This window comes from Klebsiella sp. I138 (genome assembly GCF_051131765.1).
GTDB lineage: Bacteria > Pseudomonadota > Gammaproteobacteria > Enterobacterales > Enterobacteriaceae > Klebsiella.
On record NZ_CP180447.1, the window covers coordinates 3726479 to 3740223 of the forward strand.

Consider the following 13745-nt stretch of genomic DNA (forward strand, 5'->3'; position numbering starts at 1 on the left):
CTGCAGAGTGGCACGCCAGCCCCTCGCTCCGCTGCCCTCTTCCTGACAGAGCATTCCCGAAAACTCAGATCGACGGCGAGCAAACGCAAAATCTGAGATTATGGGAGTAAATCAACGGAAAAGTAGAGAAAACGGGCCGTTTATTCCGCTAGAATAAAACCATTCCGGTGCAAAAAACCGCCAGTGTGACGATTCAGGAATTCACGCCCTCATGGAAACAAACCGCACATCTTCGCACCACGACCCGCATATGAGCAGCAGTGACGAGGCGCACACCCGCAGCCCGCTAGCGCTCTATTCCGAATACCAGCGGATGGATATTGAACTGCGCTCCCCGCACGCAATGGCCACCAGTCACTGGCATGGCCAGGTCGAGGTCAATGTCCCCTTCGACGGCGATGTGGAGTATCTGATCAACAATGAAACGGTGCGCATCAAGCAGGGCTATATCACCTTGTTCTGGGCCTGTACGCCCCATCAGCTAACCCGCACCGGCGATTGCCGGCAAATGGCGATTTTCAATCTGCCGATGCATCTGTTTTTATCCTGGCCCCTGGATCGCGAACTGATCAATAACGTCACCCACGGAATGGTGATTAAATCGCTCTCCGCCCAGCAGCTCAGCGTTTTTGAAGTCCAGCGCTGGCAGCAAGAACTCAACAACGACAACGAACAAATACGCCAGCTGGCGATCGATGAAATCGCCTTGATGCTTAAGCGCTTTAGCCTCTCTGGCTGGCAGCCTATCCTGGTCAACAAAACCTCGCGCACCCACAAACACAGCGTTTCACGGCATGCGCAGTTTTACGTCAGCCAGATGCTCGAATTTATCGCCGCACACTACGATCAGGCGCTGACCGTCGATGCCGTCGCCGAACATGTCAAACTGAACCCCAACTATGCGATGGGTATTTTCCAGCGGGTGATGCAGCAAACCATGAAGCAGTACATCACCGCGATGCGCATCAACCACGTGCGCGCCCTGCTCAGCGATACCGACAAGACTATCCTCGATATCGCCCTGATCGCCGGTTTTCGCTCCAGTAGCCGCTTCTACAGCACCTTTAGCAAGTATGTCGGCATGCCGCCTCAGCAGTACCGTAAGCTCAGCCAGCAGCGCCGCCAGGGCCTGCCGCCCGCTCAACCATAAACGGGCATAAAAAATGCCGCCGGGGAAGCCCACGGCGGCAGGATTTAGCACGAGTACGGATTATTCGTTGATACGCGGGTGCTGCTGTACCAGGCGGGAACGTTTTTCCTGCAAATCCGCGATCTCCTGATCGAGATCTTCGATTTTATGCTCAATATTATCGTGATGCTCACGCAGGATCTCTTTGGCTTCCTGAATATCCGATGCGGCCGGCGTCGCCCCTTTCAGCGGGCGGTTTGCCGTCTCTTTCATCGTCAGGCCGGTCATCAGGCCGATAACCGCAATCACCATCAGATAGTAAGCCGGCATCATCAGGTTCTGCGAGGTTTCTACCAGCCAGGCCGCCAGAGTCGGCGTCAGGCCCGCCACCAGCACCGAGATATTAAACGCACTCGCCAGAGCACTAAAGCGGATATGGGTCGGGAACATCGCCGGCAGCGATGACGCCATCACGCCGATGAAGCAGTTGAGCACCACCGCCAGCAGCAGCAGGCCGGCGAAAATCAGGCCAATAATGTTGCTGTTAATCATGATAAAGGCCGGAATCGACAGGACAAACAGCGCAACGCTACCGATCAGAATAAACGGACGACGGCCGAAGCGGTCGCTGAGCATCCCAATAATCGGCTGGACGAACAGCATACCGACCATGATCGCAATAATAATCAGCACCCCGTGATCTTCCGAGTAGTGCAGGTTATGCGACAGGTAGCTTGGCATGTAGGTGAGCAACATGTAGTAGGTCACGTTGGTGGAAATCACCAGACCGATACAGGTCAGCAGGCTGCGCCAGTGTTTGGTCGCAATCTCTTTAAAGGAGACTTTTGGCCCTTCCTGTAACCCTTCACGATCGCCCTGTTCCAGGGTCTCAACGTGCTGCTGGAACGCCGGCGTCTCTTCCAGCGCATGGCGCAAATAGAGGCCAATCAACCCTAACGGCAGCGCCAGGAAGAACGGCAAGCGCCATCCCCAGCTGAGGAAGTTCTCTTCGCCTACTACGCTCGAAATCAGCACCACCACGCCGGCACCCAGAACAAATCCGGCGATTGAACCAAAGTCCAGCCAGCTGCCCATAAAGCCACGTTTACGGTCGGGCGAGTATTCGGCGACGAAAATCGATGCCCCGGTATATTCTCCCCCTACCGAGAAGCCCTGCGCCATTTTACACAGCAGCAGCAGAACCGGCGCCCAGATACCAATCGAGGCATAGGAGGGTATCAGACCGATACAGAAGGTACTGATCGACATGATGACAATGGTAATCGCCAGAATCTTTTGTCGACCGTATTTATCGCCCAGCATACCGAAGAACAGGCCACCTAGCGGACGAATTAAGAACGGAACGGAGAATGTCCCGAGCGCTGCAATCATCTGCACGCTGGGATCGGCATCGGGGAAGAAGACTTTACCTAAGGCATACGCCACAAAACCATATACACCAAAATCAAACCACTCCATCGCATTACCCAGCGATGCCGCAGTGATCGCCTTTTTCAGCTTACCATCGTCAATGATGGTGACATCACGCAGAGTGATTGGCTTTATTTTTTTTCTTCTAAGCATATTTTTCCTCTAAAGCTTCGCCGTGAGCGCACGGATCGCCGCCACACGGCAAAGCCGTCGGCGTTGTGCGTAGGGAGCGGCGAATTGCTGTGCTCCTCTTCTCAAGCGTAGCAGGTTTGCCTGCACTGTCTGCTGACAGTCTGTACAACCGAACCTGTTGACGCCTGCTCTGGCAGTAGTCAATAAATGGAGTTACGAATAAATTTACCGAATTTCCGCACTCCCCTTTTTTACCCTAACAGCGTTTAATTTCGGGATCAACTTCACAAAAAAACGGCTGCCATATAACAGAGCCAGAGAATATTAATAAGTTCCATAAATATGACAGGAGAATGATTTATTTCTGGATAAACATTGAAATTTTCCCCGCGAAATATTACGTCGCTAACACAACATAATTCAAATATTTACGTCGCGGTATTATCATAAAAAAAGACCCGACAAAAAGGCGGGAATACGCTATAATCACCCATACTTTCGGCTATCAGCCGCTGTTTAACGGACCAACGTCCTGTTTTACCCTGTAATCGCGAGGAACGCCATGCAACTCCCACACTGCCCGAAATGCCAGTCTGAGTACACCTATGAAGATAACGGCATGTTTATCTGCCCGGAATGTGCCCATGAATGGAACAATGCCGAGCCGGCTGATGATAATGACGCCCTGGTAGTAAAAGATGCTAACGGCAATTTACTTGCCGACGGCGACAGCGTGACCGTCATTAAAGATCTGAAGGTAAAGGGCAGTTCTTCAATGCTGAAAATCGGCACCAAAGTGAAGAATATCCGTCTGGTGGAAGGCGATCATAACATTGACTGCAAAATTGATGGTTTTGGCCCGATGAAGTTAAAATCTGGGTTCGTCAAAAAGAACTAATTTTATTTCCTCCGCGCAGAGAATTTATTTCCCGTAGCCAAAGCAACAGCCCGGAAAAATGAAGGGATATATTTCCGGCGCGCCGCCTGATTATTTCCACTGTGCCACTGCATCCAGCCCAGGCCGCTACCGCCTGGCCTGGATTGCTCATTCCCCTCTACACTTATTGGGTCTTCGTTACCTGAGGTAATGGTTATGCCCTTAAGCCCCTACATCACCTTTAGTGGCAACTGCGCGGCGGCGATAGCGTTCTATCAGCAAGCGCTGGGTGCCGAACTTGTCCACCAAATAACCTACGGCGAAATGCCCCAGAATATGCAGGATGCCAAAGACGGCTGTCCGTCCGGCCAGCATTTATCCGCAGACTGCATCGCCCACGCCAGCCTGCGCGTCGCGGGCAGTGAGCTCATGCTCGGCGACAGCCCGAGCGGTGAGAGCGACGGCTACGCCGGTTTTACCGTGGTACTCGATACCCAGGAGCTGGCGGAAGGTAAACGCTGGTTTGATAGCCTCGCGGACGGCGGGCGCATCGAGATGGACTGGCAGGAAACGTTCTGGGCCCACGGTTTTGGCAAGGCCATTGACCGTTTTGGCGTCCCATGGATGGTTAACGTCGTCAAACAACCTTAAAACTTCTCCTCCGGGCGGGCCCTCCCGCCCTGTCATTCAGCTGGCATCAACTCTTCATCCCTCGGTCATTATGTTTTAACCAAAATGTAACAAAAACGCGTCAGGATCGGGCCACTCTCAGAGGGAAATCCCTTCTTCTGCTTAGTGAGGCTCGACTGACATGTACTTATCCAGACCTCCGACCAGTTATCCAACCCGGTATCAGGAAATCGCGGCCAGGCTTGAGCAGGAGTTACGCCACCACTACCGCTGCGGCGACTACCTTCCTGCCGAGCAGCAGCTGGCCACGCGCTTTGAAGTCAACCGTCATACTCTGCGTCGGGCTATCGATCAGCTGGTCGAACGCGGCTGGGTCCAGCGTCGTCAGGGCGTTGGCGTGCTGGTTCTGATGCGTCCAATTGACTATCCGCTCAATGCCCAGGCGCGTTTCAGTCAGAATCTGCTCGATCAGGGTAGCCATCCAACCAGCGAAAAGCTGCTGTCGGTACTGCGCCCGGCCAGCAGCCACGTTGCCGAAGCGTTTGGCATTGACGAAGGCGATAACGTTATTCATCTCCGGACCCTGCGTCGCGTCAACGGCGTCGCGCTCTGTCTGATCGACCACTACTTCACCGACCTGCGCTTCTGGCCCGCGCTGCAAACCTTTACTCAGGGCTCACTGCACGATTTCCTGCGTGAACAGCTGGATATCGAACTGACCCGCGCACGCACCAGGATCAGCGCCCGTCGCGCCCAGGCCAAAGAGAGCAACATTCTGGGGATCCCCAACATGGCGCCGCTGCTGTGCGTGAGAACCCTGAACCACCGCGCGGGCGAACCGCAGGCCACGGAATACTCCGTCAGCCTGACCCGAGCGGACATGATTGAATTCACCATGGAGCACTGAATGCACTTTGATACCGCAACCCGCCAGCGCTGGATGTCCGTGCTGGCTCACAGTGAACCTCAGGAACTACAGGCACGGATGCAGACCCTCCAGCTGACGCCGGAGTATGAACTGATTCGCACCCCGGAAACCGGTCTGGTACAGCTCCAGGCGCGGATGGGCGGTATTGGCGATCGTTTCTTTGCCGGTGACGCGACGTTGACCCGCGCCGCCGTTCGCCTTACCGACGGCACGATAGGCTACAGCTGGATACTGGGCCGCGATCGCCCGCATGCAGAACGCTGCGCCACCATCGACGCGCTGATGCAATCGCCACACCATTTTCACACCTTAATGGAAACCCTAATTACCCCGCTGGAAGCACAACGAAGCGCGCACATTGAAGCCCGACGCGCCGAAGTCAACGCTAGCCGGGTGGACTTCTTTACTCTGGTTCGCGGAGATAACGCATGACCTTACAAACCGCTTTTACCCTACCGGTGCAGGATGCCCAGCACAGTTTTCGTCGCCTGCTGAAAGCCATGAGCGAGCCCGGCGTCATTGTCTCTCTGCAGCAGCTCCAGCACGGCTGGCAGCCGTTGAATATCGCCTCCACCAGCCTCCTGTTGACTCTGGCAGACCATGACACCCCGGTCTGGCTCTCTACGGCGCTGCATAACGACCTCGTTGGCCAGAATTTACGCTTTCATACCGGCGCACCGCTGGTGGAACTGCCACAGCAGGCGGTATTCGCCGTCGCCGATGACCGAATCAGTACCGAGCAGCTCAACGTCCTTTCTGCCGGTACCGTGGCTGCACCAGAAACCGGCGTCACGCTGATTGTGCAGCTCTCCAGCCTTAGCGGTGGACGCATGCTACGCCTGACCGGCGCCGGCATCGCCGAAGAACGCATGATTGCCCCGCAGCTACCGGACTGCATCATTGATGAGCTGACCGAACGCCCGCATCCGTTCCCGCTGGGTATTGACCTGATCCTCACCTGTGGCGAGCGCCTGCTGGCCATCCCGCGCACCACCCACGTGGAGGTTTGCTAATGTACGTTGCCGTCAAAGGCGGAGAGAAGGCGATCGCCGCCGCTCACGCTTTACAGGAACATAAACGACGAGGCAGTGGACAGCTTCCAGAACTGAGCATTGAACAGATTACCCAGCAGCTTAACCTGGCGGTCGATCGCGTGATGACCGAAGGCGGTATCGCCGACCGTGAACTGGCGGCGCTGGCGCTCAAACAGGCCAGCGGCGACAACGTCGAAGCCATTTTTTTACTGCGCGCATATCGCACCACCCTACAGCGACTGGCGGTGAGCGAACCTGTCGATACCGCCAGCATGCGCCTGGAACGCCGTATTTCAGCGGTATATAAGGATATTCCCGGCGGCCAGATGCTTGGCCCAACCTACGATTACACCCACCGCCTGCTGGATTTCACCCTACTGGCCAATGGTGAAACGCCACCGCTGAATATCGCCGAACGGCCATCAGACGCCACTCCTCACGTCTTTAACCTGCTGGAACAGCAGGGACTGGCGAAAACGGAACAGGACACTCACGCCCAACCCGATGACATCACCCGTGCGCCGCCGGTCTATCCCTGTTCGCGTTCATCACGCCTGCAGCAGCTGGTCCGCGGCGATGAAGGCTTTCTGCTGGCGCTGGCCTACTCTACCCAGCGCGGCTATGGCCGCAATCACCCTTTTGCCGGTGAAATCCGCAGCGGCTACGTCGCGGTGGAGATCGTTCCCGAAGAGCTGGGGTTTGCGGTCAACATCGGCGAACTGCTGATGACCGAATGCGAAATGGTCAACGGCTTCGTGGCGCCAGAAAGCGAACCGCCGCACTTTACGCGCGGCTATGGGCTGGTATTCGGCATGAGCGAGCGCAAGGCGATGGCGATGGCGCTGGTTGACCGCGCGCTACAGGCGCCGGACTACAGCGAAGAGATAGCCAGCCCGGCGCAGGATGAAGAGTTTGTTCTCGCCCACGCCGATAACGTCGAGGCGGCCGGTTTCGTCTCGCATCTCAAGCTGCCCCACTATGTCGATTTCCAGGCCGAACTGGCGCTGCTGAAACGCCTGCAACGGGAGAACGAACGTGGCTAACTCACTCACTGGCTACAACTTTGCTTATCTTGATGAGCAGACCAAGCGCATGATCCGCCGGGCGATTCTCAAAGCGGTCGCGATTCCTGGCTACCAGGTGCCGTTCGGCGGTCGTGAAATGCCGATGCCCTACGGCTGGGGAACCGGCGGTATACAGCTTACCGCCAGCGTCATCGGCGAGCATGACGTACTGAAGGTGATCGACCAGGGTGCTGATGACACCACCAACGCAGTATCGATACGCCAGTTCTTTCAGCGCGTCACCGGCGTCGCCACCACCGAGGCGACCTGCGATGCAACGCTGATCCAGACCCGTCACCGGATCCCGGAGACGCCGCTCACTGAAGATCAGATCCTGATCTTCCAGGTTCCGATCCCGGAGCCGCTGCGCTTTATCGAGCCCCGTGAGACCGAAACCCGCACCATGCATGCGCTGGAAGAGTACGGCGTCATGCAGGTGAAACTGTATGAAGACATTGCCCGCTTCGGCCACATTGCCACTACCTACGCCTACCCGGTAAAGGTCAACGGCCGCTATGTGATGGACCCGTCGCCGATCCCTAAATTCGATAACCCGAAAATGCATATGATGCCCGCACTGCAACTGTTCGGTGCCGGACGTGAAAAGCGTATTTACGCGGTGCCGCCGTATACCCCGGTGGAAAGCCTCGATTTCGATGACCATCCCTTCACCGTCCAGGAGTGGGATGAGCCCTGCGCCATTTGCGGGTCTCGCCACAGCTATCTGGATGAAGTGGTGCTGGATGACAGCGGCAAACGGATGTTTGTCTGCTCCGATACCGACTATTGCCGCCAACAGAGCGAGGCGCTGAAAAAATGAGCCATCCGTTACTCGCGGTCAATCACCTGACCCATCTCTACGCGCCGGACAAAGGGTTCAGCGACGTCTCTTTTGAACTGTGGCCCGGTGAAGTGCTGGGTATCGTGGGCGAATCCGGCTCGGGAAAAACAACCTTACTGAAAGCCCTCTCAGCACGCCTGACGCCGCAGGCAGGTGAAGTGATGTATGAAAACCGCTCGCTGTACGCCATGAGCGAAGCGGATCGCCGCCGCCTGTTGCGTACCGAGTGGGGCGTGGTGCACCAGCACCCCATGGACGGCCTGCGTCGTCAGGTGTCGGCCGGGGGCAACATCGGTGAACGTCTGATGGCCACCGGCGCACGTCACTACGGAAATATCCGCGCAACCGCCGAGCAGTGGCTGAGCGATGTCGAAATTCCCCCGTCGCGTATTGACGATCTGCCCACCACCTTTTCCGGCGGGATGCAGCAGCGCCTGCAAATCGCCCGCAATCTGGTCACCCAGCCGAAGCTGGTGTTTATGGACGAACCAACCGGCGGCCTGGATGTGTCAGTGCAGGCCCGTTTGCTTGACCTGCTTCGTGGCCTGGTGGTGGAGCTGAACCTGGCCGTGGTGATTGTCACCCACGATCTCGGCGTGGCGCGCCTGCTGGCTAACCGCCTGCTGGTCATGAAACAGGGTCAGGTGGTGGAAAGTGGTTTAACCGACCGGGTGCTGGACGATCCTCACCATCCGTATACCCAGCTGCTGGTGTCGTCCGTTTTACAGAACTGATATCGCTGTCGCCGGGTGGCACTACGCTGACCTGGCCCGGAAGGTGCGTTATTTGTAGGCCGGGTAAGGCGCCGCCGTCACCCGGCAAAAAGAATCAAGAGGCCAAGATGATCCGCGTAGAAAACGTGAGTAAGACTTTTGTGCTCCACCAGCAACACGGCGTACAACTTCCGGTACTGCAAAACGCCTCTCTTGAGGTCAAAAAGGGGGAATGCGTGGTGCTGCACGGCCACTCGGGCAGCGGAAAATCGACGCTGCTCCGCTCCCTGTACGCCAACTATCTGCCCGACCAGGGCCACATTCACATCTGTCACGGCGACGAGTGGGTGGATCTGGTGCAGGCTCCGGCGCGTAAAGTGCTGGAAGTCCGCAAGCACACCATCGGCTGGGTCAGCCAGTTTCTGCGCGTGATCCCCCGCATATCCGCCCTCGAGGTGGTCATGCAGCCGCTACTCGACCTCGGCATCCCGCGCGATACCAGTGCTTCACGGGCAGCTCGCCTGCTGACGCGTCTGAACGTCCCCGAGCGGCTGTGGCATCTTGCTCCGTCCACGTTTTCCGGTGGCGAACAGCAGCGGGTGAATATCGCCCGCGGTTTCGCGGTGGACTACCCGATTTTACTCCTCGATGAACCTACCGCTTCGCTGGATGCCAGAAACAGCGCCGCCGTGGTGGAACTGATTCACGAGGCCAAAGCGCGCGGCGCGGCTATCGTTGGCATTTTCCATGATGAAACGGTACGCAATCAGGTCGCCGACCGGCTGCACCCGATGGGAATAACAGCATGATTATCAACAATGTAAAACTGGTTCTCGAAGACGAAGTGGTGCACGGCTCGCTGGAAGTGCAGGATGGCAGAATTTACGCCTTTGCCGAAAGCCAAAGTCAGCTGCCGCAGGCGCTAGACGGTGAAGGCGGCTGGCTGCTGCCCGGGCTAATTGAGCTGCATACCGATAATCTGGACAAATTTTTTACCCCGCGCCCGAAAGTTGACTGGCCCGCCCACTCGGCGATGAGCAGCCACGATGCGCTGATGGTCGCCAGCGGGATCACCACGGTTCTGGACGCGGTCGCCATTGGCGACGTGCGCGACGGCGGGGATCGGCTGGAGAATCTGGAAAAGATGATCAACGCCATCGAAGAGACGCAGAAACGGGGCATCAACCGCGCCGAACACCGCCTGCATTTGCGCTGCGAGCTGCCGCACCACACTACGCTGCCGCTGTTTGAAAAACTGGTGGACCGTGAACCCGTCACCCTGGTCTCGCTGATGGACCACTCTCCTGGCCAGCGTCAGTTCGCCAATCGCGAGAAATATCGCGAGTATTACCAGGGAAAATATCAGCTTACCCATGAGCAGATGCAGCGTTATGAAGAAGAACAGATGGCGCTGGCGGCAACCTGGTCTCACGCCAACCGTCAGTCCATTGCCGCGATGTGTCGCGACCGCCAAATTGCGCTGGCCAGCCACGATGACGCCACTGCCGAGCATGTTATTGAATCCCATCAGCTTGGCAGCGTGATCGCCGAATTCCCCACCACGTTAGCCGCAGCTGAAGCGTCACGCCAGCACGGCATGAACGTCCTGATGGGAGCGCCGAATATCGTGCGCGGCGGCTCGCATTCCGGCAACGTTGCCGCCCACAAATTAGCGGCCAGCAACCTGCTCGATATTCTGTCCTCAGACTATTATCCCGCCAGCCTGCTGGATGCGGCGTTCCGTATCGCCGATGACGATAACAACACCTTCACGCTGCCACAGGCCATACGCCTGGTCAGCAAAAACCCGGCTCAGGCCCTGGGATTAAGCGACCGCGGTATCATTGCGGAAGGCAAGCGTGCCGACATGGTGCTGGCGCACCGTCGCGGCGAACATGTCCATATCGACCACGTCTGGCGTCAAGGCAAGAGGGTTTTCTGATGGCAGGAAAATTGATTTGGCTGGTGGGAGCCTCCGGCTCCGGAAAAGATAGCCTGCTGGCTGCGCTACGCCAGCGCGAAAACACCCAACTGCTGGTAGCACACCGCTATATCACGCGCCCGTTCAACGCCGGCAGCGAGAATCATATCGCCCTCAGCAAACAGGAGTTTTTCAATCGTGCCGAGCGTCAGCTGTTTGCCCTGAGCTGGCACGCCAACAATAATTACTACGGAATTGGCATCGAAATCGACCTGTGGCTGCACGCCGGTTTTGACGTGGTGGCCAATGGTTCTCGCGCCCATCTGGCACAGGCGCGAGCGCGCTACGCTGACGCCCTGCTGCCAATTTGCCTGCAGGTCACGCCGGAGGTGCTGCGCCAGCGCCTGGAACAGCGCGGACGAGAGAGCGAAACGGACATCGCTCAGCGCCTGGAACGTGCGGCGCGCTATACTCCCTCCGACTGCCTGACGCTGAACAACGACGGTAGCCTGGGGCAATCGGTCGAACAGTTCTTCACGCTGCTGCGCCGCCACTACGCCCGACAAGAGAATCAGCATGCCTACCTGTGAGCTCCGTGAACCTACTCTGGACGATGTCGATGCGGTATATGCGTTAATTTGCGAATTAAAGCAGAAAGCGTACGATCGCCGCCATTTTGCCGCCGGATTTGCCATGAACCTGGAAAATCCAACTCTGCGCTATCAGCTGGCGCAGGTGGAGGGGGAGACGGTCGGACTGATTGGGCTACAGTTACAGTTCCCGCTCAATTTCAACGCCTGGATCGGTGAAGTACAGGAACTGGTTGTGCTGCCACAGATGCGCGGCCTGCACGTCGGTCAGGCGCTGCTGGCGTGGGCGGAGCAGGAAGCCCGCGAATGCGGTGCGCAGATGGTGGAGCTCTCCAGCGGGAAAGCCCGCCCCGACGCCCACCGTTTCTATCTCCGGGAAGGGTACGCGCAAAGCCATCTGCGTTTTAAAAAAGCGCTGTGAGGAGGAAGTATGAGCCTGACTATCCGCTTAACCGGTACCGGCGGCGCCCAGCTGGTTCCGGTCTTCGGCTGCGACTGTGCGGCCTGTCATCGTGCGCGCCGTCATGAGGCCCATCGTCGTCGCCCCTGTAGCGCGGCGGTCACCTTCAATGATGCCGTCACGCTCCTGGATGCCGGGCTACCCGACCTGATGGATCGATGGCCCGCCGGTCATTTCCAGCAGTTTTTGCTTACCCACTACCATATGGATCATGTTCAGGGCTTATTCCCGCTGCGCTGGGGTGTCGGGGCGCCGATCCCGGTTTATGGTCCGCCGGACCAGGAAGGCTGCGACGACCTGTTTAAACACCCCGGCCTGCTGGACTTCAGCCATACCGTTGAACCGTTTGTGGTGCTTGAGTTACAAGGATTGCGGGTGACGCCGCTGCCGCTGAACCACTCGAAGCTGACGTACGGCTATCTGCTGGAATCGGCGCACAGCCGGGTGGCATGGCTGTCGGATACCGCCGGGCTACCGGAGAAGACGCTCAAATTTTTGCTCAATAACCATCCGCAGGCGATCGTGATTGACTGTAGCCACGAGCCTCGCCCGCAGCCTCCGCGCAATCACTGTGATTTGAATACGGTGCGCGCCATCAACCAGGTACTGGCCTGCCCGCGGGTCATCCTGACCCATATCAGTCACCAGTTTGATCTCTGGATGATGGACCACCCGCTGCCGCCGGGGTTTGAGGCCGGTTATGACGGCATGGAAATCGTTCTGGATTAACGTCAGTTCCTGGTGGGTGGCTCTATAGCCTGCCAGGCGCAGCGTACAACCTGACCGAAGCGCTCTACGCCAACGGGGCTTTAATTGTCATCATCCAGCCGACGCTGGTCGCTCTCAAGCTGCCGGCGATCCTGATCCAACTGACGCTGGCGATCGTCGAGCTGGCGGCGACGATCTTCTATCTGCCGTTGGCGATCGTCATACAGTCGCTGGCGATCGGAGCTCTGCTGGCGGCTATCCTGATAGCGCCCGTCATCATAACGATCATCGTCGTCATCTGACCGGCTGCTGCTGGGGTGATAAGCATCATTAATCGCCTGCTGAATATTGCCGATGGCATCGTCGATAATATCGGCGCGTGCAAACTGGCTGCTCAGCGACAGGGAGCAGAGGATCAAAGCGATAAGGTAACGTTTCATAGAGCCAGTCTCGTCGGGGGGCTGACTCTACGTTAATCAACGGCCGTCACGCCGGGTAGCGGAGGAATCTCAAATCCGCGGCTGTTCAAGCGCGGTAATTGCATCTATACGCCCCTGATGGCGCCCACCTTCGTAGCCGCTCCCCAGCCAGGCATCAACAATCATTTTCGCCAGCTCAAGACCGATCACGCGCGCGCCGAAGGCCAGCACATTGGTATTATTATGTTGCCGCGACAGCTGAGCCGAATAGGGTTCACTGCACACTACCGCGCGAATGCCGGGGTATTTATTGGCGGTAATAGAGATCCCGACGCCGGTACCACAGATCAAGATCCCGCCATCGACTTCCCCTGCCAGAATAGCCTGCGCAACAGCGCTGGCATAGCGTGGATAATCAGTACGCTCAGATGACCATGTTCCCTTATCCAAAACCTCGATCCCTCGCTGCTGGAGATGCGCCACAATATCATCTTTAAGGATAAACCCGACGTGATCACAGCCAATTGCAATCCTTTTCATACTTAACCTCGCCTGTTTTTACTTTACGAAAATAGATTGGTTTGTGATTTAAACCAGAAAAACTGGCGAATAACACGCCACAAACCCTGCCTGAAGGGGCATTTCTACATCGCAAAAATTCACAAATCAAGCGATCAAAATGAAAAACCCATGTTACCTATCGTCTTAAATCATACGGAGAAGTATAAAAATATATTGTTTTACAAATGGTTAATTAAAAAATAATACAACCCACTCGCCTAAAACTTTACAAATAGTTAAACTTTATAAAATTATAATTTCTGTGAAGTTGATTGTATCTTTTCTGTTTTGGCTGTGATGATATAGT

17 protein-coding genes are annotated in these 13745 nt (G+C 56.7%); 14 read left to right on the top strand and 3 right to left on the bottom strand.

Annotated features, from left to right (window positions below; all coding sequences use genetic code 11):
• Positions 1-211 precede the first annotated feature (211 nt).
• Positions 212-1150, top strand: coding sequence for a transcriptional regulator MelR (gene melR / locus ACMYSK_RS17430; RefSeq protein WP_434637264.1), 939 nt, complete (start codon positions 212-214; stop codon positions 1148-1150).
• 60 nt (positions 1151-1210) lie between these two features.
• On the opposite strand, the gene proP is transcribed toward melR, so the two are convergent.
• Positions 1211-2713: a glycine betaine/L-proline transporter ProP gene (proP, locus tag ACMYSK_RS17435; protein ID WP_434637266.1), complete on the bottom strand. Its 1503-nt coding sequence runs from the start codon at positions 2711-2713 to the stop codon at positions 1211-1213.
• Between the two features lie 541 nt (positions 2714-3254).
• Between proP and ACMYSK_RS17440 the strand changes: the two genes are divergently transcribed.
• The 13 genes from ACMYSK_RS17440 (at position 3255) to phnP (ending at position 12479) form a co-directional block, all read left to right on the top strand.
• On the top strand, positions 3255-3590 hold the full coding sequence (locus ACMYSK_RS17440; RefSeq protein ID WP_434637268.1) for a zinc ribbon domain-containing protein YjdM: 336 nt from the start codon (positions 3255-3257) through the stop codon (positions 3588-3590).
• Between the two features lie 195 nt (positions 3591-3785).
• On the top strand, positions 3786-4220 hold the full coding sequence (gene yjdN, locus ACMYSK_RS17445; protein WP_434637270.1) for a VOC family metalloprotein YjdN: 435 nt from the start codon (positions 3786-3788) through the stop codon (positions 4218-4220).
• A 160-nt stretch (positions 4221-4380) separates the two neighbouring features.
• Positions 4381-5106, top strand: a complete 726-nt coding sequence (gene phnF / locus ACMYSK_RS17450) for a phosphonate metabolism transcriptional regulator PhnF (protein WP_434637272.1) — start codon at positions 4381-4383, stop codon at positions 5104-5106.
• On the top strand, positions 5107-5559 hold the full coding sequence (phnG, locus tag ACMYSK_RS17455; RefSeq protein WP_434637274.1) for a phosphonate C-P lyase system protein PhnG: 453 nt from the start codon (positions 5107-5109) through the stop codon (positions 5557-5559).
• Positions 5556-6140, top strand: a complete 585-nt coding sequence (gene phnH, locus ACMYSK_RS17460) for a phosphonate C-P lyase system protein PhnH (RefSeq protein ID WP_434637276.1) — start codon at positions 5556-5558, stop codon at positions 6138-6140. The genes phnG and phnH overlap by 4 nt, the downstream gene beginning before the upstream one ends.
• Positions 6140-7204 carry a carbon-phosphorus lyase complex subunit PhnI gene (locus ACMYSK_RS17465; protein WP_434637278.1) on the top strand — a complete coding sequence of 355 codons (1065 nt, stop codon included), beginning with the start codon at positions 6140-6142 and terminating at the stop codon, positions 7202-7204. Before phnH ends, ACMYSK_RS17465 begins: the two co-directional genes overlap by 1 nt.
• Complete coding sequence (locus ACMYSK_RS17470; RefSeq protein WP_434637280.1) at positions 7197-8045, top strand: alpha-D-ribose 1-methylphosphonate 5-phosphate C-P-lyase PhnJ; 849 nt, start codon at positions 7197-7199, stop codon at positions 8043-8045. Before ACMYSK_RS17465 ends, ACMYSK_RS17470 begins: the two co-directional genes overlap by 8 nt.
• Positions 8042-8800, top strand: coding sequence for a phosphonate C-P lyase system protein PhnK (gene phnK, locus ACMYSK_RS17475; RefSeq protein ID WP_434637282.1), 759 nt, complete (start codon positions 8042-8044; stop codon positions 8798-8800). The genes ACMYSK_RS17470 and phnK overlap by 4 nt, the downstream gene beginning before the upstream one ends.
• A 107-nt stretch (positions 8801-8907) precedes the next feature.
• Positions 8908-9588, top strand: a complete 681-nt coding sequence (phnL, locus tag ACMYSK_RS17480; RefSeq protein WP_434637284.1) for a phosphonate C-P lyase system protein PhnL — start codon at positions 8908-8910, stop codon at positions 9586-9588.
• Complete coding sequence (gene phnM / locus ACMYSK_RS17485; RefSeq protein ID WP_434637286.1) at positions 9585-10721, top strand: alpha-D-ribose 1-methylphosphonate 5-triphosphate diphosphatase; 1137 nt, start codon at positions 9585-9587, stop codon at positions 10719-10721. The genes phnL and phnM overlap by 4 nt, the downstream gene beginning before the upstream one ends.
• Positions 10721-11290: a ribose 1,5-bisphosphokinase gene (gene phnN, locus ACMYSK_RS17490; protein ID WP_434637288.1), complete on the top strand. Its 570-nt coding sequence runs from the start codon at positions 10721-10723 to the stop codon at positions 11288-11290. The genes phnM and phnN overlap by 1 nt, the downstream gene beginning before the upstream one ends.
• Positions 11277-11711, top strand: a complete 435-nt coding sequence (gene phnO, locus ACMYSK_RS17495) for an aminoalkylphosphonate N-acetyltransferase (protein ID WP_434637290.1) — start codon at positions 11277-11279, stop codon at positions 11709-11711. Before phnN ends, phnO begins: the two co-directional genes overlap by 14 nt.
• 9 nt (positions 11712-11720) lie before the next feature.
• Positions 11721-12479, top strand: a complete 759-nt coding sequence (phnP, locus tag ACMYSK_RS17500; RefSeq protein WP_434637292.1) for a phosphonate metabolism protein PhnP — start codon at positions 11721-11723, stop codon at positions 12477-12479.
• 80 nt (positions 12480-12559) lie between these two features.
• Here phnP and yjdP read toward each other — a convergent pair whose 3' ends face one another.
• Both yjdP and rpiB read right to left on the bottom strand, forming a co-directional pair.
• Complete coding sequence (yjdP, locus tag ACMYSK_RS17505) at positions 12560-12898, bottom strand: DDRRRQL repeat protein YjdP (protein WP_434637294.1); 339 nt, start codon at positions 12896-12898, stop codon at positions 12560-12562.
• Between the two features lie 69 nt (positions 12899-12967).
• Positions 12968-13417, bottom strand: a complete 450-nt coding sequence (gene rpiB / locus ACMYSK_RS17510) for a bifunctional allose-6-phosphate isomerase/ribose-5-phosphate isomerase RpiB (protein ID WP_434637296.1) — start codon at positions 13415-13417, stop codon at positions 12968-12970.
• Between the last annotated feature and the right edge of the window lie 328 nt (positions 13418-13745).